Here is a 20,839-nt window from a genome sequence, read left to right on the forward strand (position 1 = left end):
TGTGCACATTAACGAGGGGGCGATGCTGTAGCGTTATTGTCAGTATTGGTGACAGTTTCTTTTCATAGGGATACAAAACGGAAAAGCCTGATTACAGGCTTTTCCGGGTATATGAGGAGGAAGGAGCGGTTAAAAGGAGGGTCAGGCCGCTTGGCTGGTTGGGTTGTCCAGGGGGCGAGTCAGGTAGCGAAGCACTAGGCTGGCCACATCCACATTGGGTTGATAATGCAGGAACAGGCCGCCCAAAGTGCCGAAGACCCGGGCCAGCATGATGAAATCGCCGGGCAGGGTTTGTACCGGGTCGTGTTCCAGCTGGCCGAGCAGTTCGCTGACCTGCTGCATCATGGCTTCGGGGCTGGGCCAGCCGGCCTGCTGGTCGGGATTGATAATGGCATCGCGGACCTGGTTGAGCACGGCAGACACGAATGCCAACAGAGTGGCCGGATCGCCGCTGCGGGTAACAAAGCCGAGGGCGGTCAGGGTGTCGGCGATGACGGATTCATCGCCCACGATGCAGGCCTGCAGAACCCGGAAGTAGCCGCGACGAGCGTCGTCGGTGAGGGCTTGCGCGCAGCCGAAATCCAGCAGTACCAGTGTGTTGTCCGGGGTGATCATGATATTGCCGGGGTGCGGATCGGCATGGAACAGGCCGCCGTGAAGGACCTGGCAGAACCAGGCATCCAGCAGGGTGGTGAGCAGGGCGCTGACCCGGTCTGGATCCGTGTCTTTCAGCCGGTCCAGGGTCAGGGTGAGCTTCTCGCCCTGAATGAATTCGGTGGTGAGCACATGGCGGCTGCTGCGCTCGGCTACCAAGGTGGGGACCTGGATTCCCGGAATGCGACCGAGTTGCTGCCCGATGTCCGTCATAACGCGGGCTTCGCGCTGGTAATCCAGCTCTTCACGGACGGTGCGCTGGATTTCATTGACGATGGTGTCGATATCCATGGGCGGCAGGGCGGATTTCACCGCGTCCATGAAAATCTTGAGCAGGGTCATGTCCAGCTCGACCACTTCATCCAGCCCCGGACGTTGTACTTTGACGGCCACGTCGCGGCCATCGTGCAAGCGGGCGCGGTGTACCTGCCCGATACTGGCAGCGGCCAGGGGCTGGGGATCCACATGGGCAAACAGGGTATCCAGCGGCTCACCGAATTCCTGCTCAAGCACCGCGGCAATGTCGGCAAAGTCCACCGGGCTGGCCTGATCCTGCAAGACCGCTAACTCATCCACCCAGGCCTGGGGTAGCAGATCCGGGCGGCTGGAGAGCAGCTGGCCGATTTTCAGGAAGGCGCCGCCCTGTTCCAGGGAGGTGTCGCGAAAACGTTTGGCGTTGCGTTTGTGCAGGTTGGCCAGCGCGGCATCGCGCATGCTGCCGGGCAGAAAAGCGGCCCTGGTGCCCCACAGGCGGTAACTGGCTACGACCTTGGTCAGCATCCAGCCGGTTTTGGTCAGCCGTTTCAGGCGCGCCGGCCACCGGCGGGCCTCGTCGGCGAGCAGCTGCATTTCTTCATTGACGGCGCTGGCGCCACGGGTGACTGCCTTGCAGGCAGTCAGGGCCTGGTCGGCGATTTCCCTGCCTTGCCAGGCGGTTTTCTCGATGGCCTTGATGCAGCCTTCGACCACGGCGATCCAGGCTTTCAGCCCACTGTCTTGCTGTTTACGCTCGGCAAAGTCATTAATCGGCTGCCAGCGAGGTGCGTGAGCAGGTTGCGACTTGGCTGGCTGAATATTGTTGTTTTCCGTTGATGTGGCTCGCATGAGAACGGGCCCTCCAGCGTAATTTGTGAATAGGTGTTCACAAATTACTGCGAAGCTGGAAAGGGAGCAAGTCAAAAGTAAGCAAGTGGCCTTTATTGTTCGACAATACGCCAGAATGCCGGAAGTAGAGGCTATGAAAGGGCTCTGACCAACATGGCGACCAGTTCTGTCTGCTTGCGGTAGCCGTTTTTGGCCAACAGGTTTTTGATGTGCTGCCGGGCCGTGTGAACAGATATGCCATTTTTGTCGGCGATTTCGGTGGCGTTTAGGCCGTGGATCAATTCGGCGGCGATGCCCGCTTCTGCCGGTGTGCACTGGAACAGCGACTGCAACTTGCCTATATCCGGTTCCATGGCGCTGTCGTAGCGGAACAGTTCGGCGAGCACGCCGTTATGTTCTTTCTTTTCTGCAATCAGTGGCGTCAGGCAGATGGCGATGCGTTCGTGACAGTTATCCACGAACAGGGTTTGGGTGGCGGGAGTGCCTTTCTGGGAATGAATAAGGCAGGTGCTGATGGCATCGCTGAGTTTGCGATTCAGCCGGGCATCCTTGCACTGCAGTCGCTGGTTATCTGAAATGCTCAGGGTGTCGCTGTGGGCGAGCAAATCCAGGGCGTTATTGTTGGCTTGGGCAATGGTGGCCAGGGCATTGAATACCACCATGGGTTTGTTTACGTGGTTGAGCGCCAGGGCGAGGCTTTCGTTATTGCTGCGTGATTGGTAGAGCTTGAAGTGCAGGCTGACGGCGTTTTCCACATGGGGGGCCAGCAGGTTCATTTGCAGGATGTCATGGTCGGTGTAGGGACCAAAATCCTCATGGCGGTTGGCAAGGAAAACCACGTTGCAGTCGTTTTGGCGGCTGACCAGCATACCCGCACTGTCGCCCATGCCCACCGCTTCTGCCCAGGCGCGGCTTTCTGCACTCAGCATGTCGAGAATGGTGTTGCGGGCATCGCCGCGCAGGAAGGAATCGAACTGACGCGGCGGTAACGCCTCGTAGCGGGCCAGTGCTTCGTCTCGCTCTGGCAAGTCACTGTTGATATACCACTCTTCAAACCCCTCGGGATAGCCGAAGGTCCAGCCATAGATCATGCGGCGCGGGCTGCTGCTCAGGCCGAGTATGCCCCCCTGAAGGGCGTTGAAGTGGGCCTGGAAGGCATCGAAAAAGGGCTGGAAGCCTTGGCTTGAATGCAGACAGCTGTAGAGGGTGGCGACTAGTTGGTTGAAGCGGTGCAGCTCATCATGGCTCAGCGTGGGTGCCTGCGGATCTGAGCTCTGCGGCTGCTCCTGCGGATTGATCAGCGTGATGGTGCTGGAACGCATGGGCTTTTTCCCCGGAAAAAAAGCCGATACTGGCTGGCGCCAGGATGACAGGCCGCTTTGCCATTATCCGTGTCTATCGGTTTTGATTGATCGAATGTGTATTGGTTAGCGTGTTATATCGCCGACAAGGGGGCAAGGGCATTGGCCGGTTAAAGGGCGCCGTTAGTCATGTGGGCGTCTTTGGACGTCGGTGGGCGAGTATCCGTTGGTTCGGCGTGCTCCTTTGCTGCGTGTGGTTGGCGTTAGGTTTTTACTGGCATGTAGGCGGTGCCTGACATTAAATCGACAGTCTGGTTATCAAGGGAATGCATCATGTGGAAGCGTACGGGGGTGGCTCTGGGGGTGGTTCTGACGTTACAGGCCTGTCAGGAACCGGAAAGCACGGTGGTACACCCAAAAGCCATGTATGGCGCTTGGGGCGTGGAGTCTGGGTACATCAATCCATTGATTGTGCCTGGAGACGATTTTTATCGTTATGTGAATGATGGCTGGCTCAGCAGTGCCACGATCCCGGATGGCTTGCCGCGTATGGATTCCTTCAGTGCCTTGAGCCTGCGCACCGAAACGCAGTTGCAGGATATTGTCGATAGCTTGGGGAGCAGTGATAAATCTTCGGATCGTTCCGAGCAGCAATTGTCCGCCCTGCATGCGAGTTTCACTCATCTGGCAGCGCGAGATAGTGCTGGTGTTGCCATGCTCTCGGATGAGTTGGCGCAGATTGATGACGCGCAGGATCACCCCGCTCTGCAGGCGTTGATGGCATTACCGGGCATGCCTTCGGTGGTGGATTTTTCCGTCCGTCAAGACCCGCATCAACCGGACCGCTATGCCCTGTTTTTTTCGCAAGCTGAGCTGGCCTTGCCCAGCTTGGAATATTACCTGAGCGATCAGGCGCCTTATCCGGATCACCGCCAAGCCTATCAAGACTACATAGCGGGTGTGTTGGCGCGCGCCGGGCTGGCATCGGCGAGTTCGCAGGCGAAGGATATCCTGGCGTTCGAAACCACCATGGCAGAGCATTATTGGACGCCGGCAGAAAGTCGTGACGTGATTCGTAACACCCACCGCATGACCATGACCGAGTTGCAGGCATTTGCTCCCGGGCTGAGCTGGGCGTCGCTGCTTAAACATGCGGGTTTCGGTGAGCCCTCATCGGTCGTTGTTTCCACCGACACGGCGGTGAAAGCCTCTGCTGACCTGTTCGGGCAAACGCCGGTCGCTACGCTGCAGGCATGGATGCGTTTTCACTATCTGGACGGTTTTTCCGAACTGTTGTCGGCCCCCTGGCGGGATGCCTATTTTGATTTTTATTCACGGCGCCTGAAAGGGATTGAGACGCCGCGTTCTCAGGACAAGCTGGCATTACAGTTTCTGAATCAGGTGTTTGGTGAGCCGTTGGGCAAGCTATATGTGAAGCGCTTTTTTCCTGAGGAAAGCAAAGCCTCAATGGAAAAAATGGTGGGCTACTTGCGGAGCGCTTTTCACCAGCGCATTGCTGAAAATACCTGGATGGATGAGGCAACCCGGCAGCAGGCGTCTGCCAAGCTGGATGCGTTTACGGCCCGCATTGGTTACCCGGATCGTTGGCGCGACATGAGTGATATTCGCATAGAGGATGATGACGTGGTGGGCAATGTGCAGCGGATCATTGCCTGGCACCGTGCGGATCAAGTGAAAAAAATGGGTGGCCCGGCAAGAGACTGGGAATGGGGCATGACGCCCCAGACGGTCAACGCCTATTATTCGCGCAGTCATAATGAAATCGTATTCCCCGCGGCCATTCTGCAACCGCCGTTTTTTGACCCGGCGGCAGATCCAGCGGTGAATTATGGCGCTATTGGTATGGTCATTGGCCATGAGTTGAGCCATGGCTTTGATGACCAAGGTAGCCGTTACGATGGCCGTGGCGTGCTGCGGGAATGGTGGTCGACCGCGTCCAGGGAACGGTTCGATGAGCGTGCGGACCGGCTGGCGACTCAGTATGAGGAGTATCGGCCATTGCCTGATATGACGGTCAATGGGCGCCTGACGCTAGGGGAAAATATGGGGGATCTTGGTGGGCTGACGGTGGCGCATACGGCGTACCGTGAGTTTCTGGCCGCCAATCCGTCGGCAGATACCGTGGTGGATGGGTATACCGCCATGCAGCGGTTTTTTCTTGGCTATGCCCAGCTTTGGCGCGCTCTGTATCGTGATGAGCACCTACGCCAGATTGTGCTGACCAACCCCCATAGTCCGAACGAGTTTCGGGTCAACGGTGTGGTTAGAAACATGGACGCCTGGTACAGAGCGTTTAATGTTGGCGAGAAGCAGGTGCTGTACTTTCCTCCCGAGCAACGTGTGCGGTTGTGGTAGGGGCGGGCGTTGTTGTTAGCCGCCGAGGAGCTTGGCTTCGGCGGCTTCCACAGCTTCCAGCGGACCGTAAAGAATGATCGTATCATCCGGCAACAGCGTCTGGTCTTCCCCGGGGTTTTCCAGCGTCTGCTCGCCGCGTTTTATAGCGCGGATCTCGATATCCCTGAGCTGCAAATGGCCCACGTTCTGGCCGATGCCTTTGGCGTTTCCAGTGAGCGCCACGGCATGCAACAACCGGTAGGGGTTGCCGGCACTGTCGGTGGTGGGGAAGGAATCGCCGTGGTAATAGCCCTGCAGCATGCGGTAGCGGTCGCGCCGGGTTTTGCGGAGCATGGCCAGTACCCGCTCAAAGGGTACGTCCAGCATCATCAGAGCGTGGGCGACCAACATCAATGAAGCCTCCAGCACTTCGGGCACCACTTCGGCCGCGCCAGCTTCGGTGAGTGCATCCAGATGGGTGTCGTCGCGGGTGCGCACCAATACTCGCACGTTACTGTTGAGGCTATGGGTGGTGTGGATGATCCGCTCGGCGAGGCGGGCATTGTCGAAGGTGACCACCAGCAGGCGAGCGCGGTGGATACCGGCCCGTTCGAGAATGTCCTTGCGGCTGGCATCACCAAACAGGATATGCTCGCCGGCGGCGCTGGCTTCCTGTAATCGCACCAGGTCCATATCCACCGCTACCGCATGGTGATGGAAACGGTTCAGGTAGCGCATCAGGTTCTGGCCCACCCGCCCGTAACCGCACAAAATCACATGGCCGGTAATGTCGTCGGATACCGGCGTGTCTTTTGGGACTTCCATCCAGGGGCGCAGCAGGCGACGGCTGAGTTTGCCGCTGTGTTGCAGCAGCGCGGGGGTCACCGCCATGGTGAGCACCGTAATCGAAACCAGCAGGCCGGCTTTGCCCGGCGACATGACCTCGTGTGACACCCCAAGTGCGACCAGCACAAAACCGAATTCGCCGCATTGGGACAGAATCAGGCCGCTGCGGGTGGCGGTGTCGGCGGGTTCGCCCAGCAGGCGTAACAAGACAAATATCAGCACCGCTTTGAACAGCATCAACGAAACGGCGGCTAGGATAATCCAGAGCCACTGTTCGGCGAACAGGTTTGGATCTACCAGCATGCCGACACTGATAAAAAACAGCCCGAGCAGCAGGTCGCGGAAGGGTCGCAGGTCTGCTTCGATCTGATGCCGGAAGTGGCTTTCGCCCAGCATCATGCCCGCCAGAAAGGCCCCCAGCGCCATGGATAAACCCAGCCAGTGGGTCACCCAAGCGGCCACCAGCGCCAGTAGCAAGGCCGTCATTACAAACACTTCATCGGAGCGGGCGCGGCCGGTTTCTTCCAGCAGACGTGGCAGTATCCATTTGCCCACCACATAGATGCCGGCAAACAACAACAGGGATTTGCCCAGGGTGATGCCCGCCATGGTCCACAGGGCATCGCCGCTGCTGCTGCTGATCACTGGCAGCATCACCAGCATGATCACTGCTGCCAGGTCCTGAAATAGCAGGATTCCGGTGGAGGCACGCCCGTAGCCGGTATTCACCGCGCCGCGTCCGATCAGGTCACGGATGACGATGGCGGTGGAGGACAGGGCCAGTGCCCCAGCGGTGATGCCGGCGGTCATGGGCTGAAAGCCGAACAGTCGCATGGCCGCAAAGACAGCGGCCCCGGTGAGTATCACCTGCAAGGGGCCGGCGCCGAACACAATGCGGCGCAGGGTCAGAAGACGGGGGATGGAGAATTCCAGCCCCAGAGTAAACAGTAAAAAAACGATACCGAATTCAGCCAGATGCTGGATACCTTCTACATCGTTGATCCAGCCAAAACCAAAGGGCCCGGCGGCGAGGCCGGAAAGTAGGTAAGCAAGAATCGGCGGCATGCCTAGACGGCGAAACAGCACCACGGCAGCCACGGCGGAGCCTAGCAGAAAGACGATCAGGGTGAGGGCATCATGCATGTTTCTGGATATCCTTGTTCTGAATCTCCAGTGTAGCAGTAGTGTTATCCGTTTCGGGGGGATTGATTCTGGTGTAACCACAGGTTGGCGGCAGCCTTGCCGATGGATGGGGTCGGCAAAACGGTGAACGCGAGTGGTGTCAGGAAGGTTGGGAGCTCGCTTCATCCGCGAGCAGGTGTTCTAGTCGTCGAAACAGCTCATGCGAAAACTGTCGTCCAGTGCCCAGGGCAGGGTCAGGGATTGGAAATCCAGGCTATCCATATGTCGGCAATGGATAGCCTGGCCGTCCGGGTCCTGACTGAAGACATAATCGATGTGGAACACCGGTTTACCCGCTTCCACGAAAGGCAATAGCCGATGGCATTCTTGCCATTCGTGGCACGATTCGTTCACGGCAAAGTCCACGTAGTCGATCAGGTCGGCCACCTGTTCCACGTTGTTTTTCAGTGATACGGCCAAGCCCATGGATTGGGCCTGATTAAACAGAAAACGATTGTAATCCAGTTGGCTGTCATAGGTGAGGGCAAAGCCGCTTTGGTTGCTGTAACCATCTACGTTGTCTGGATCTACGCCATCGCAGCCTTTCTGTGCCGCCAGGGTTAGGCGGTCTATCATGATGCCGCGGACATTGCTGGAGCGGGTATTTAACCAGCGTTCGCCGGGCCAATTGTCCAGCTGGCGCCCTTTGTCTGCGGCAGTGAAGCGACCCTCGTCGTCTCGCCATTCTTCATAGGTGCCAGCCGAGAAGTAGCAGATTACCTTGCGACCGCTGGCCTGAAGGTCATCGATGACGGATTGCGGGGTGTCGAACAGGTCTAGGATATACAGGTCGGTCTGGTAACCGGTATTGATGGTGCCTTGCAGTTGTATTTGCCAGGTGGTGTCCACTGTCGGTTGATAGTGTGGCTGAACCACGTCCTGCGGGTTTAGCAGGCTGGAAATAGCGCCTGTTAGCAGGCCTAGAGAGGTACTCATTGGTTACACCATCACAATGGAATACTGGGATGGTAAGTGCGCGTTTGCGAGAAAAATGTGGATGAATCGCGCTATTTTGTAACCGGCTTATATCCGGAAGGAGAGGCCTTTTCTGGTCGAAAAGGCCTCCGTCCGGTTCGTTCAGCGAGTTTATTGGGGCGTACGGATTACCAGCAGCCGTTCTTCCGTCATGTCATTGATGGCCCAGCGGATACCTTCGCGGCCCAGGCCGGAATCCTTCACGCCGCCGTAGGGCATGTTGTCCACGCGCCAGCTGGGCACATCGCCGATCACTACGCCGCCCACTTCCAGTTCGTCCCAGGCTTTGTGGGCCTTGTACAGGTCGCGGGTGAAGATGCCGGCTTGCAGGCCGAACTTGGACTCGTTGACGGTGTTCAGGGCGTCGTCGAAGTCACTGAAGCGGCTGATCACGGCCACCGGGCCGAAGGCTTCTTCTTCCACGATGTTGCTGCCCTTGGGAGCATTTTCCAGCAGCGTGGCTTCGAGCATGGCGCCCTCGCGTTTGCCGCCCACCAGCAGGGTGGCGCCGGCATCCACGGCTTCGTTGACCCAGTTTTCCAGCCGGGTGGCTTCGCCTTCGGAAATCACCGGGCCGATGAAAGTCTCTTCGTCTTTCGGGTCGCCCATTTTCAGGCCAGCGGTTTTTTCCACCAGGCGGGTTTTCAGCTCGTCGTAGATGGCATCGTGAATAAGGATGCGTTGTACGCCGATGCAGCTCTGGCCGGACTGATAGAAGGCACCGAAGGTAATGCGCTCTACGGCATCGTCCAGGTCGGCATCTTCATCCACGATCACCGCCGCGTTGCCACCCAGTTCCAAGATCACCGGTTTTTTGCCGGCGCGGGCTTTCAGGTCCCAGCCCACGTCCGGGCTGCCGGTGAAGCTGAGTAGCTTGAAGCGCTCGTCGGTGGTGAACAGGTCGGCGCCTTCACGGTGGCAGGGCAGAATGGAGAACGCGCCTTTCGGCAGGTCGGTTTCTGCCAGCACTTCACCAATGATGATGGCGCCGATGGGGGTGCGGCTAGCTGGCTTGAGGACAAACGGGCAGCCGGCAGCGATGGCCGGGGCGACTTTGTGGGCGGCCAGGTTGAGTGGGAAGTTGAACGGGGAAATGAACGAGCACGGACCGATGGGGACACGCTTGACCATGCCACGGTAGCCTTTGGCGCGGGCGGCAATTTCCAGGTTCGGCATTTCGCCGTCGATGCGCACGGCTTCTTCGGCGGCTACGCGGAAGGTGTCGATCAGGCGGCCCACTTCGCCACGGGCATCCTTGATGGGCTTGCCGGCTTCTATGCACAGGGCTAGTGCCAGCTCTTCATAACGCTCTTCAAAACGTTTTACGCAGTGGTTGAGAATGGCCTGACGCTCGTAGGGCGCCAGTTTTGCCATGGGCTTGGTGGCCTTGTCCGCGGCGTCGATGGCTTTATCAATGGTGGCGGCATCGGCCATGGCCACGCGGGTGGCCACTTCACCGCTGTATTTGTCGGTAACGTCGAGATCCTGGTTGGCGAACACAGCTTCGTTGGCCAGGTAGTAGGGGTAGGCGTCTTTTAGCATCTTGGTTCCTTAATGACGTTTAGTGGGCCATGAGGCTGGGCGTGATCAATCGCCAGCTAGCACGCTCCACGCAACACGCTGGCACGCAACAAAGCATGGTGCGTGTAGCGTGCTGCGTGTCAGCGTTATAGTTTGCTGCTGAGTTCGCGGATTTCCCGGTTGAGGATGCGGCTGTTGTCGCGGTAATCCACCATGCAGTCGATCACGTGCACGCCGCCTTGCTGGTAGCACTCTTCTACCAGCGGGCCCAGGCCGGCGGTGGATTCCACGCGGTGGCCGTGGGCGCCGTAGGCGCGGGCGTAGTCCACGAAGTCCGGGTTTTGGAAGTCCAGGCCGAAGTCCTGGAAGTCCATGTCGTTCTGTTTCCACTTGATCATGCCGTAGCCGTCGTCGCGCAGAATCAGCACCACGATATCCAGCTTCAGACGCACAGCGGTTTCCAGTTCCTGGCTGTTCATCATGAAACCGCCATCACCGACGATGGCCATGACACGGCGATCCGGGTGCACCATTTTCGCGGCCATGCCGGAAGGCAGGCCGGCGCCCATGGTGGCCAGGGCGTTGTCGAGTAGTACGGTGTTGGGTTTGGTCGCCGGGTAGTTACGGGCAAACCAGATTTTGTACATGCCGTTATCCAGGGTGAGGATTCCGTCTTCCGGCATGACCTTGCGAATTTCATCCACCAGGCGCTGCGGGCGAATCGGGAAGCTGTCGTCCTGAATGCCTTCATTGATGTGCTTTTGCAGCGCATCGCGGATGCGGTGGAAGTCCGAGAAGCTCCAGTGTTCCTGGGGATCCAGACGTTCCTTGAGCTGCCACAGGCTGTTGGCAATGTCGCCGACCACTTCGATCTGTGGGAAGTAGACCGGGTCCACCTGGGCGGAGTTGAAGTTGATGTGAACCACTTCGGCACCGCCGGGGCGCATGAAGAACGGCGGCTTCTCCACCACGTCGTGGCCCACGTTGATGATCAGGTCGGCCTGGTCGATGGCGCGGTGCACAAAGTCACCGTCGGACAGGGCAGTGTTGCCCAGGAAGTGGGGGCCGGTTTCGTCCACCACCCCTTTGCCCATTTGCGTGGTGATTACCGGAATGCCCAGTTTTTCCACGAACTGGCGAAGCATTTTGCTGGTCAGTTTGCGGTTGGCGCCGGCACCGGCCAGCAGTAGTGGTTTGCGTGCGCCCTTAATGGCTTCGATGGCCTTGCAGATAGCCTTGTCTTCGGCGATGGGGCGGCGGGTCGCGCTGGGTTCGGTCACCGGCATGGTGGAGTGTTCGCGGGCAATATCTTCCGGCAGCTCCAGATGGGTGGCGCCGGGGCGCTCTTCCTGGGCCAGTCGGAAAGACTCGCGGATGCGGGTGGGGATGGAGTCGCCACTGACCACTTGCTTGGTGAACTTGGTGAGCGGGCGCATCATGTCGACCACGTCGATGATCTGGAACTGCCCCTGTTTGCTGGTCTTGATCGGCTTTTGGCCGGTAATCATGACCATGGGCATGGCACCGAGCTGGGCGTAAGCAGCGGCGGTCACCAAGTTGGTGGCGCCGGGGCCCAGGGTGGACATACACACACCGGCTTTGCCGGTCAGGCGGCCATAGGTGGATGCCATAAAGCCGGCGGCCTGTTCGTGACGTGTGATGACCAGCTTGATGTTGGAGCCGCGCAGCGACTCAAGCAGGTCCAGGTTTTCTTCACCGGGAATGGCAAAAACGTGTTCAACCCCTTCCGCTTCCAGGGCGCGAACGAACAAATCCGATGCTTTCATGACTCTTTGTCTCCAGTTGGTCCCGGTGCCGGCTTGTGGCCGGGCGGGTTCCACGATGCGTGGCTATAAAATTCTCATCGCGGTTAATGCAAGGATGGTGCCGTTTTTTCCTTATTCTGGTGCATAAAAGGTGCACTCAAGGGGTGCGGGGCCTCCATGTTGGGCTTCACTATAGCGCGCTCGAGGGGCTGGCCGGTATGGGGTTAACGAATCTGTTTCATTTAAAAATGTGATGATAAACCGGTGGTGCGAATGCAAAACGGGTGAGAATTCGACTTGTTCTCCCCGGAGTGGAAGGGCAGAGTCTGCGCGATAACGCATAAAGGCGAAAACGCCCGGTCAGCCAAAGAGAGAGGCAGCTATGAAGAAAACCGGATTGTGGGTATTGGTGGTCATTGTTGCTCTGATCGTGTTGACCGTGGCGGGTATGCATCGCTGGTTTAACCCGCCGGCGCCGGCGGCGCAGCTGTTCTTTAATGGCACGGTGCTGACCATGAATCCGCAACAGCCGGTGGCGGATGCCATGCTGGTCAAGCGGGGCGAGATCGTGGCGCTCGGTGAGGTTGAGGTGCTGCGCCAGCAGGTCAGCCGGGATGTGGCGGTGATCGATCTGGATGGCGGTACCCTGATGCCCGGCTTTATCGAGGCGCACGGGCATTTTCCCGGTGAAGGGCTATCGGCGGTGGCGGTGGATGCCAACAGCCCGCCGATAGGCGATTTGTACAGCATCGACACGTTGTTGGAACGTTTGCGGCTACTGGCTCAGCGCCGACCAGACGGGATGCTGCTGGCCTATGGATTCGATGACACCACCATCGGGGAGCAGCGTTACCCGACCCGGGCAGAACTGGATTCGGTGAGCAAGACGCGGCCCATCATGGTGATGCATATTTCCGGGCACCTGGGCGTGGTTAATTCCGCTGCCCTGAGCAGCATGGGTATCAAGGAAGACGTTAAAGACCCGCCGGGCGGATTTTATGGTCGCGATGAAACCGGTCGGCTCAATGGCCTGCTGGCAGAAACCGCGTTTAACCCGGTGCGCAGCCAGGCGTTGAAACTGGCGCCGATGGACGGTCTGCGGGTGCTGTCCCGGGCGTCGCACATCTATCTGTCGCGGGGAATTACCTTTGCCCAGAATGGGCTGGCAGACCCGGCGGCTATTCAGGCTTTGAAGCCTGCGTTGCAGTTTGGCCTGATCCCGCTGCGCCTGAGCATTTGGCCCAATGCGGATGCCGAACAACAGCGTCAGGCGGGCGACCTGTCCATCCCCGAGGGCGATCGCATTCACCTGGGCCCAGTCAAGCTGGTCAGCGATGGCTCCCTGCAGGGCTATACCGGATTTCTGAGTGAGCCGTATTACACACTGCCGGAGGATTATCCGCCGGACTATCTGGGTTTCCCGACCCTGTCCCAGGAGGCGCTCAGCGCCCAGGTAAAACAGTTTCATTGCCAGGGGCGGCAAGTGGCGGTACATGCCAATGGTGATGCCGCCATCGACCTGAGCCTGAACGCTATTGCCGGTGCTCGGGCGGCGTGCCCGCAGGTGCAGGTGCAGCCGGTGTTGATCCATGCGCAGATGGCCACTCCGGTGCAGCTGCAGCGGATGGTGGCGTTGGATGTCATTCCTTCGTTCTTCAATACCCATGTGTACTACTGGGGCGACCGTCACCGGGATATTTTCCTGGGGCCGGAGCGGGCACGACGGATCAGCCCGCTGGCGCAAGCGGAGCAAGCCGGATTGCGTTTCACTCTGCATGCGGATTCGCCGGTGGTCCCCTTTGAGCCGCTGCAGCTGGTGTGGAATGCGGTGGAGCGCAAGACGGCATCCGGGGCGGTGTTGGGCCAGGAACAGGCGGTGGGTGTGGAACGGGCATTGCAGGCGGTGACCGTGGATGCAGCCAGACAACTCGGGGTGGCGGACCAGGTGGGGCAGTTGCGCACGGGAATGCGCGCGGATCTGGTCTGGCTGGACCGGGACCCACGGGAAGCGATTGGCGACTGGGCATCGATCCAGGTGTTGGGCACCTGGGTTGGCGGGGTTCGCCGCTACCCGGATGGGCAAGCGGACTAGCGAGGGCAAGCGATGTGGCCCTCTGTGCGCAGAGCCCTTACTCAGGTGCTCTGCGAAAGCGGTCTGTGCGGCGCTAGTGCCAGGTGCCTTCCAGGTTCTCGCACTGATCGAGGAATTCCTCGGCGCTCATTTCCACCGTATTCGGGTCCAGATGTGACGCCACTTGCTCTTTCAGCTGCCCGACCACCTTGGACATGACCGTCAGGGTTTCTTCCACCTGCTCGATAGTTTCCAACAGGTCTTCGGCTTCTTGCTGGTAATCATCTCTGTCGTCGTAATCGCTCATGCGAAGCCTCCTGCAGTTGGGATGAGCCTGATGCTGCCGAGGCTCTGTTCAATGTTGCCAACGATGGCGGCGTAAAACAAACGGGAAATCGGCGTAATTGATGAAAGTTTGAACGCTCGGGATGGGCGGTGCCTCCTTGCTGCTGGCAGAAGGACGCCATATACCCTGGTCCCCGTCTCACCGTCCTAGCACTCCTTCCTGCAGCGCTAATGCATATTGCTTACGCGGCTGAGGCGTGTGTCTCTGTATTCCGAAGGCGTGACCCCGTGCCAGCGTTTGAAGGCTTTGCGGAAGGAGGCAGCGTCATAATAACCGAGCGTCAAGGCGATAGATTCTATCGACACGTTCTGTTCGCTCAACTGTTTGATTGCCAATTCTGAATAGATGCTTTCGCTGATTTTCTTAAAGCTGGTGCCATGCTCACAGAGACGGCGGGCCAGGGTTCTGGAGGAAATAAACAGGGCATTGGCAATATCGTCTTCACTAACAGAGCCCGGGGGGTGGGAGAGAAGAAAGCTTTTCACCTGATCCACGGTAGAGGCGCTGGCTTGTGGAATGCGACTGAGCAATTCCTTACAGAGATTCTGCGTAAACCGGTAACTATTCGGGTCACCCACGGCATTTTGTGTTTCAGCAAAGGCAATGGGAATCATAAAGACGTTGATGTCGCTATCGAAGCTGACGTCTGAGTGAATGTAATCTGCATAGTCAGTTGAGTGGGCCGGTTTGCTATGTGCCAGCTTAATGACCGCCGTTTCTAGCTTCGAGCCAATAACGGATTCAACAATGGACTGCATGATTAGCGCAAAGCACTCTTGAAAGACCCGCTTTTCGGTGGGCTCAATATTGATAAGAAATTCGAGTGAGCAAAAAAGCCATTCACTGTCAGACGTTATTTCTACCCGTGCAAAAGGGATTCTGACAGGGAGATATTCAAAAAAAGACTGCAAAGCGGTAATCAGGTCCGGGCTGCTGAGTGCCAGATATCCCAGTGGCCCATGGGAAGAGGTATTCATATGGTGGCCAAATTTGAGGCCGAACAACGGGTCATTTGCTTGTCTGCAAGCATTGGCAGTAATGATCATGTGTTGCTTAACACTGATGTAGCTATTGCTTCCCGGTAGCAGGATGTCGGCTGATAGCCCTGTGCCTTCAAGGAGCAAGGGTAGCTGTCTTTCGGGAAGTCGCATTGCCCTGGCCATCAATCGTGAATAGGTGATAGGCACGGGAAGCGCTTCGATGTCGAATTTTTTTGTCATTATGTCGCTCAAATAAGTTCGAGTAACGAGTGCGTATTTTTTTATATTACTAGAGGGTGTTTTCATATTTCATCGTTGTTGTTGTCATTATTTAACCCTTCTCTGTCATAAATTAACACCTCTTTGTCGAAAACTAACCCGTCATTGTCTGCCGCGAACCCTTATTTTACATCGCGATATCTATAGCCTCGGTTCGACTTAAAAATAGCTGTAAAAAGCTGATTGAAAAGAAATATTTCCGATTGTGGTGGCATTGTAAGTGGCGCGATTTGCGCTAGCTCAGGGATAACTAAAACAAGCGGTTTAAATGGTTCGCGGAGAGATGGTTATGTTGAAAAAGAATTTTTTATTTATTATTGCCTTAGTGCTTTTTTCGGTGCAATCCCATGCACTGGAGAAGAAAAAAATCTGTATTTTCGATCTTATTGGTGCCAATGGTGATTTCTACGGGATCATGAAAGATATGAAGCCGGCGGCACTTGACTGGGGTGTTGAGCTGGAATTGGTGCCTTATACCGATGAAAAAGTCGCCACAGAAGACTTGAAAGCCAAGCAGTGTGATGGGGCTTTCATTACGGGTATTCGGGCAAGACAGTTTATTTCCTACACCGGTAGTACGGATTCCATTCGCGGCATTCCAAACTACGATGTTCTTCGTTCCGTCATCTCCATTCTTGCCAGCGGCCATGAAAAGCTGGAAGACAAAATGGTTTCTGGCCCTTATCAATATGCGGGTATGGTGCCAATGGGGTCTGCGTACCTTTTCGTGAAAGAGCAGATCACTGATCTTGATGGTATGGCCGGGAAAAGCATTGCGGTTCTGGAGTACGATGAAGCAGAGGCGTATATGGCGCGTAAGGTAGGTATGTCGCCAATGATGTCGGATATCACTAATTTTTCTTCGCGTTTTAATAATGGGTCGGTGGATGTTTGCTTCGCCCCCATCTTTGGCTATTCGGCGTTGGAGCTGTACAAGGGGATGGCACCAGATGGCGGTGTGATGGATTACATTCTCGGTCAGCTCACCAGCCAGCTAGTCATCAGGAAGGATGCCTTCCCAGAAGGATTTGCGCTGGAAGCAAGAAAGTTTCTTTTGGGGCAGTTTGATCGGGCTATGCGCGTTGTTGATAACGCCGCTAATGAAGTCGACGATAAATGGTGGATTAGCATGGATGAAGAGTCCAACCGTAATCTGGATCAAATGATGAGAAAAGCCCGTATTGAACTCACTGAAAAGAATGTTTACGACAAGGACATGATGTCTTTTCTCTACAAGGTTCGCTGCCGGGATAACCCCTCAAACCCGGAATGCTCAGCACAAAGCGAGTAAGGAACCGATATCCCAGCTGTTATGATTTAGATGATAAGCGCCCGCCAGAATTCTGGCGGGCGCTTTTTTTATCTGATGAATTCAAGACGCGTTGCTGATAATCGATGTATTAGTGGCTTATAGAATAAAACCGTTAATAATGAATATTTCACACTAGAGGATGATGCTGGTTGGGCGAGCTATCGATTCCGACCGGCGGCGCGATTAAATAAAACACACCACCCCGGGTGCCACCACTGGATTATTGCCCCGCAGGCAGTGTAGGAGTCCGTGTTCACTGACTGATAATCCAATGAACTGTCTCCTGGTTTCGTGCATAAAGGGAAACCGCAATTACTGCGGCCTGCGGTGACGATATTGCTCCGGTGTCATGGCGAACCAGCGCTTAAAGGCGCGCCGGAAATTGGCGCTGTCATGGTAGTTGAGTAGTGCCGCGATGGTGTCCGTGGTTAACCGCGAATCGCGAAGATACTCTTTGGCCTGCTGTGAGAGCAGCTGATCCCGAATCGATCGGAAGCCACTCCCTTCCTGTTTTAACTTTCTCGCCAGAGTACGCTTGCTCATGAACAGCGCTGCGGCTGCCTCTTCCTCGGTAAGGGTGCCAGGCGGGCACGACAGCATCATTTTTTCCACCCGATAACGAGTGCTCTGGGCGTCGGATGCCAACTGCGAGAGCATTTTCTCGCATTGCTGCAAGGCCAGCTGATAGCTCTCGTGATTCGCCGCATTGTTGGGATAAAGACAGACCGCTTTAGGGATCTTGACCATGAACTGGTCGGCAGAAAAGTGAAGAGGGCCGGGCAGGTACTCGCGGTAGCGTTCCTGATGGGCAGGCGGGGCATGGCTGAAAAACGTTTCTACTTCGTGGGCTGGCCGGCCAAGTATGGATTTGGCGGTTTCAAAAAACATCATGATGAAAGCTTCTGACAGGCAACGCTTGAGTTCATCCCGAACCGGTACGTCAAAATGGCCATAGCATTCCAGCCAGCGGCCCTGATCCTGTACCTCGATACGGACAAAGTTCATTCGGGTCGGCGCGTAAAGGTGAATCGCCTGCATTGCCTCCATCAGATTGCCGCTACTGAGGGTCAGGAACCCCATGGCCCCGTGGGTGGCCGGGGTGAGGCGGTGGCCCAGGCGAAAACCAAAAGCCGGGTCATCGCTCATGTCCAGTGCATTATTGAGCACCTGCACCTGTTGTTGGGTGGTGAGCAGTGAGTCCTCTGCCAGCAGGTACTCCGCTGTCAGTCCGGTTCCCGTGAGTAAAGGGGCCAGACCGGCAGGGGTTAGACCCAGCTCCCGGGCGATTAACCGAGAGTAGCTGGCAGGATTTGAGGCGACATTGCTCTGTGGGTAAGGCAGTTGCGGCATGGTGGGCCTGTCTGGCATGCAAAGGCTTATTGTCTTTTTATGACTCCCGGTTGTCAAAAAATGACCTGCTCATGGGGTGGGGCTGGGCGCACTGTGTTACCAACACAACAACAATGAGAGCCCTGAGATGGCAACGATCACCTTTATCGAACACGGTGGCACCCCCCACGAGGTAGAGCTTGAAGCCGGCAAATCCCTGATGGAAATCGCCCTGGATAATACGATTCCCGGTATTGATGCCGATTGTGGTGGCGCCTGTGCCTGTGGCACCTGCCACGTGATTGTCTCCAGTGAGTGGTTTGCCAAAACCGGCAGCAGCAGTGATGAGGAAGACATGATGCTGGGGATGACCCCTGAGCGTGCTGATACCTCGCGGCTGGCCTGTCAGATTGAAGTCAGTGAGGCACTGGACGGCCTGGTGGTTCAGTTACCTGAATTCCAGATGTAACACCTTTGCTGTTCCGCCACTCACAAGGAGAGACTCATGTCACTGAAATCCACTGCGATGAATATCACTGCTCCGGTGATACCTGCCCATTGGCAGATCCGTGCCGTACACCGTTTTTTGAAGATCAAGAACACCCTATTCAAAGGGCCCTATGTGCCTACCTTTGTTGAGAGCCCGTTGCCAGACGTGGATGCGCTGGCCATTGAGGATATCGACGTCAGTAGCCCGTTCCTGTTCCGGCAGAATAAATGGCAGTCCTACTTCAAGCGCTTGCGCGATGAGTGCCCGGTGCACTACCAGAAAGACAGTCCCTTTGGTCCGTTTTGGTCGATTACCCGCTATGACGACATTGTCTTTGTGGACAAACGCCATGACCTGTTCTCCGCCGAGCCGATCATTACCCTAGGGCGCACCCCTGAAGGTCTGGAGATTGAAACTTTCATCGCCATGGACCCGCCCAAGCATGATGAACAGCGCAAAGCGGTACAGAATGTGGTGGCGCCGAAGAATCTAAAGGAAATGGAAGGGCTGATCCGTCAGCGTACCCAGGAAGTGCTGGATGAGTTGCCGGTTGATCAACCGTTTGACTGGGTAAAAACAGTCTCCATTGAACTGACAGCACGGATGCTGGCGACGTTGCTGGACTTCCCCTATGAGCTGCGGCACAAGCTGGTGTACTGGTCTGACGTGTCCACCGCAAGCCCGGAAACCACCGGCGGGAGTGTGGATGCAGATGAAATCTTTGCTGCCGCTGCCGATGCCGGCAAGCACTTCGTTAAGCTCTGGCACGACAAGGCTGCCCAGAAAGCGGCGGGGCATGAACCCGGTTTCGACCTGATTAGCTTAATGCAGTCAAATGAAGAAACGAAAGATATGGTGAAACGGCCCATGGAGTTCATGGGTAACCTGACGTTGCTGATTGTGGGAGGCAACGACACCACCCGGAATTCCATGACCGGTGGTGTCCTCGCATTAAATCAGTTCCCCGGTGAGTTCGAAAAGCTAAAGGCGAACCCCACCCTGATCCCCAATATGGTGTCCGAAATTATTCGCTGGCAAACACCGTTGGCTTACATGCGCCGCATTGCCAAGCAGGATGTGGAGCTAAACGGAAAAACCATCAGGAAAGGTGACAAGGTGGTGATGTGGTACGCCTCCGGCAACCGCGACGAGCGCAATATTGATCAGCCAGATACCTTCATGGTCGATCGTAAGGGCGCACGTAATCATCTGTCTTTCGGGTTCGGTGCACACCGTTGCATGGGAAATCGATTGGCGGAATTACAGCTGCGTATCTTGTGGGAAGAGTTGCTGGAGAGATTTGAAAATATTGAGGTACTCAGTGAGCCTGAGTGTGTGCAGTCTAACTTTGTGCGCGGGTACAGCAAGATGATGGTGACGTTGACGGAGCGAAAAAGCCGCTAGAGAGCTTGTCTGAGAAGCCACGCCAGGTGGGTTGGCCCGCCTGGCGTGGTAATTTAATGGAGTTCTTGAGCCTCCTTTTCAACTGACAGCAATGTCCTGATTTCGTTGATGACGATTAAGGGGTTTTGCATGGGGAAAAAGTGGCTGTAATCCCCAAGCGTTTCCACATCGCAATTGGCAATAAAATCACCAATGCTGTCGCGGATGGGGGAGTAGCTAAAGGAAACCGGCGCCTCATCGGGCCGCCTGTCCCGTGACCGTACAATCCTTGTTGGGCAGTGTATGTTGGGTAGTTGTTCGTATAGCCGGTCAGAATGGGTGTTGCAGTAAATGCTCGCTTCATAAGCCGGATTGCAAGCCAGTTGGAACCCATCAGCCGTTTCTTTTAGTGCATGCGTGCAATAATCAGTGAATACCGATGGGCTCCAGTCCTTAAAGAATGCTTTCTTGCCGTAATCGTGAATAAAGGCTGATTGAGTGGACCAGGCCGCGCGTTTATTGTTTATCGCGGTGTAATCGCCGTTTGCAAAAGCATTAATCATGGGCAGGGTGAGTACCACCGGGTCCAATGCCAGCACGCTATTAAAGTCATTTCGCTGCCCTGCCAGCGAAAGCGCCATATGCCCTCCCATGGAGTGACCGATGCCTATTGCCGATAACAAGTGCAATGAATCCAGAAACCCTCCAAGAAGCAGCGCAGTTTCTTCCCAGTCAAAATGTGCTGATAGCGGATCGCTTTTTCCGTGGCCGGGCAAGTCAATGAGGATGATTTCATGGTGTCTGAAATTGTCAGCAATGCTTTTCCATAGGTACCCATGGAAGCCGGCAGCATGAAAGAAGATTAGAGTTGGCTTGCTGCCATGCTGATACCAGTAGTGAAGTTTTCCATGGCTGTGAACGTAATAGTTTGAATGCATGCTATGT

At 56.3% G+C, this 20,839-nt stretch carries 15 protein-coding genes; 5 read left to right on the top strand and 10 right to left on the bottom strand.

What is annotated here, in order from left to right; all coding sequences use genetic code 11:
• Positions 1-141 precede the first annotated feature (141 nt).
• On the bottom strand, positions 142-1,758 hold the full coding sequence (locus ABNH18_RS01140; RefSeq protein WP_349381049.1) for an ABC1 kinase family protein: 1,617 nt from the start codon (positions 1,756-1,758) through the stop codon (positions 142-144).
• Between the two features lie 131 nt (positions 1,759-1,889).
• Positions 1,890-3,080, bottom strand: a complete 1,191-nt coding sequence (locus ABNH18_RS01145) for a helix-turn-helix transcriptional regulator (protein WP_349381050.1) — start codon at positions 3,078-3,080, stop codon at positions 1,890-1,892.
• 312 nt (positions 3,081-3,392) lie between these two features.
• On the opposite strand from ABNH18_RS01145, the gene ABNH18_RS01150 reads away from it, so the two are divergent.
• Positions 3,393-5,435 (top strand): M13 family metallopeptidase, encoded by a 2,043-nt coding sequence (locus ABNH18_RS01150; protein WP_349381051.1) that lies wholly within the window; start codon positions 3,393-3,395, stop codon positions 5,433-5,435.
• Positions 5,436-5,450: 15 nt separating this feature from the next.
• Here the strand turns inward: ABNH18_RS01150 and ABNH18_RS01155 are convergent, their stop codons facing one another.
• The 4 genes from ABNH18_RS01155 to ABNH18_RS01170 form a co-directional block, all read right to left on the bottom strand.
• A complete protein-coding gene (locus ABNH18_RS01155; protein ID WP_349381052.1) occupies positions 5,451-7,403 on the bottom strand; it encodes a monovalent cation:proton antiporter family protein in 1,953 nt (650 codons plus the stop codon).
• A 180-nt stretch (positions 7,404-7,583) separates the two neighbouring features.
• Complete coding sequence (locus ABNH18_RS01160; RefSeq protein WP_349381053.1) at positions 7,584-8,378, bottom strand: endo alpha-1,4 polygalactosaminidase; 795 nt, start codon at positions 8,376-8,378, stop codon at positions 7,584-7,586.
• Between the two features lie 150 nt (positions 8,379-8,528).
• Positions 8,529-9,959: an aldehyde dehydrogenase family protein gene (locus tag ABNH18_RS01165; RefSeq protein WP_349381054.1), complete on the bottom strand. Its 1,431-nt coding sequence runs from the start codon at positions 9,957-9,959 to the stop codon at positions 8,529-8,531.
• Between the two features lie 125 nt (positions 9,960-10,084).
• The gene (locus tag ABNH18_RS01170) at positions 10,085-11,725 is read right to left on the bottom strand and encodes an acetolactate synthase large subunit (RefSeq protein WP_349381055.1); all 1,641 of its coding nucleotides are present in this window, start codon (positions 11,723-11,725) and stop codon (positions 10,085-10,087) included.
• A gap of 361 nt (positions 11,726-12,086) precedes the next feature.
• Between ABNH18_RS01170 and ABNH18_RS01175 the strand changes: the two genes are divergently transcribed.
• Positions 12,087-13,796, top strand: coding sequence for an amidohydrolase (locus ABNH18_RS01175; protein ID WP_349381056.1), 1,710 nt, complete (start codon positions 12,087-12,089; stop codon positions 13,794-13,796).
• A gap of 73 nt (positions 13,797-13,869) precedes the next feature.
• Here ABNH18_RS01175 and ABNH18_RS01180 read toward each other — a convergent pair whose 3' ends face one another.
• Positions 13,870-14,082: a hypothetical protein gene (locus ABNH18_RS01180; protein ID WP_007149518.1), complete on the bottom strand. Its 213-nt coding sequence runs from the start codon at positions 14,080-14,082 to the stop codon at positions 13,870-13,872.
• Between the two features lie 206 nt (positions 14,083-14,288).
• Positions 14,289-15,341 (bottom strand): AraC family transcriptional regulator, encoded by a 1,053-nt coding sequence (locus ABNH18_RS01185; protein WP_349381057.1) that lies wholly within the window; start codon positions 15,339-15,341, stop codon positions 14,289-14,291.
• 328 nt (positions 15,342-15,669) lie between these two features.
• On the opposite strand from ABNH18_RS01185, the gene ABNH18_RS01190 reads away from it, so the two are divergent.
• Positions 15,670-16,671: a putative solute-binding protein gene (locus ABNH18_RS01190; RefSeq protein ID WP_349381058.1), complete on the top strand. Its 1,002-nt coding sequence runs from the start codon at positions 15,670-15,672 to the stop codon at positions 16,669-16,671.
• A 333-nt stretch (positions 16,672-17,004) separates the two neighbouring features.
• Here ABNH18_RS01190 and cypR read toward each other — a convergent pair whose 3' ends face one another.
• Entirely contained in the window at positions 17,005-18,060 is a 1,056-nt protein-coding gene (cypR, locus tag ABNH18_RS01195; RefSeq protein WP_349381059.1) for a transcriptional regulator CypR, read from the bottom strand.
• A gap of 109 nt (positions 18,061-18,169) precedes the next feature.
• On the opposite strand from cypR, the gene ABNH18_RS01200 reads away from it, so the two are divergent.
• Positions 18,170-18,490: a 2Fe-2S iron-sulfur cluster-binding protein gene (locus ABNH18_RS01200; RefSeq protein WP_349381060.1), complete on the top strand. Its 321-nt coding sequence runs from the start codon at positions 18,170-18,172 to the stop codon at positions 18,488-18,490.
• 36 nt (positions 18,491-18,526) lie between these two features.
• Positions 18,527-19,915 carry a cytochrome P450 gene (locus ABNH18_RS01205; RefSeq protein WP_349381061.1) on the top strand — a complete coding sequence of 463 codons (1,389 nt, stop codon included), beginning with the start codon at positions 18,527-18,529 and terminating at the stop codon, positions 19,913-19,915.
• Between the two features lie 53 nt (positions 19,916-19,968).
• On the opposite strand, the gene ABNH18_RS01210 is transcribed toward ABNH18_RS01205, so the two are convergent.
• The gene (locus ABNH18_RS01210) at positions 19,969-20,832 is read right to left on the bottom strand and encodes an alpha/beta fold hydrolase (RefSeq protein WP_349381062.1); all 864 of its coding nucleotides are present in this window, start codon (positions 20,830-20,832) and stop codon (positions 19,969-19,971) included.
• Between the last annotated feature and the right edge of the window lie 7 nt (positions 20,833-20,839).

It is taken from the genome of Alcanivorax sp. (genome assembly GCF_040118815.1).
In the GTDB taxonomy this organism is placed as follows: domain Bacteria; phylum Pseudomonadota; class Gammaproteobacteria; order Pseudomonadales; family Alcanivoracaceae; genus Alcanivorax.

What these genes read in the sequence shown, in the direction of transcription:
- ABNH18_RS01140 (WP_349381049.1), bottom strand. Translation starts at nt 1,758, where the DNA reads ATGCGAGCCACATCAACGGAAAACAACAATATTCAGCCAGCCAAGTCG.
- ABNH18_RS01145 (WP_349381050.1), bottom strand. Translation starts at nt 3,080, where the DNA reads ATGCGTTCCAGCACCATCACGCTGATCAATCCGCAGGAGCAGCCGCAG.
- ABNH18_RS01150 (WP_349381051.1), top strand. Translation starts at nt 3,393, where the DNA reads ATGTGGAAGCGTACGGGGGTGGCTCTGGGGGTGGTTCTGACGTTACAG.
- ABNH18_RS01155 (WP_349381052.1), bottom strand. Translation starts at nt 7,403, where the DNA reads ATGCATGATGCCCTCACCCTGATCGTCTTTCTGCTAGGCTCCGCCGTG.
- ABNH18_RS01160 (WP_349381053.1), bottom strand. Translation starts at nt 8,378, where the DNA reads ATGAGTACCTCTCTAGGCCTGCTAACAGGCGCTATTTCCAGCCTGCTA.
- ABNH18_RS01165 (WP_349381054.1), bottom strand. Translation starts at nt 9,959, where the DNA reads ATGCTAAAAGACGCCTACCCCTACTACCTGGCCAACGAAGCTGTGTTC.
- ABNH18_RS01170 (WP_349381055.1), bottom strand. Translation starts at nt 11,725, where the DNA reads ATGAAAGCATCGGATTTGTTCGTTCGCGCCCTGGAAGCGGAAGGGGTT.
- ABNH18_RS01175 (WP_349381056.1), top strand. Translation starts at nt 12,087, where the DNA reads ATGAAGAAAACCGGATTGTGGGTATTGGTGGTCATTGTTGCTCTGATC.
- ABNH18_RS01180 (WP_007149518.1), bottom strand. Translation starts at nt 14,082, where the DNA reads ATGAGCGATTACGACGACAGAGATGATTACCAGCAAGAAGCCGAAGAC.
- ABNH18_RS01185 (WP_349381057.1), bottom strand. Translation starts at nt 15,341, where the DNA reads ATGACAAAAAAATTCGACATCGAAGCGCTTCCCGTGCCTATCACCTAT.
- ABNH18_RS01190 (WP_349381058.1), top strand. Translation starts at nt 15,670, where the DNA reads ATGTTGAAAAAGAATTTTTTATTTATTATTGCCTTAGTGCTTTTTTCG.
- cypR (WP_349381059.1), bottom strand. Translation starts at nt 18,060, where the DNA reads ATGCCAGACAGGCCCACCATGCCGCAACTGCCTTACCCACAGAGCAAT.
- ABNH18_RS01200 (WP_349381060.1), top strand. Translation starts at nt 18,170, where the DNA reads ATGGCAACGATCACCTTTATCGAACACGGTGGCACCCCCCACGAGGTA.
- ABNH18_RS01205 (WP_349381061.1), top strand. Translation starts at nt 18,527, where the DNA reads ATGTCACTGAAATCCACTGCGATGAATATCACTGCTCCGGTGATACCT.
- ABNH18_RS01210 (WP_349381062.1), bottom strand. Translation starts at nt 20,832, where the DNA reads ATGCATTCAAACTATTACGTTCACAGCCATGGAAAACTTCACTACTGG.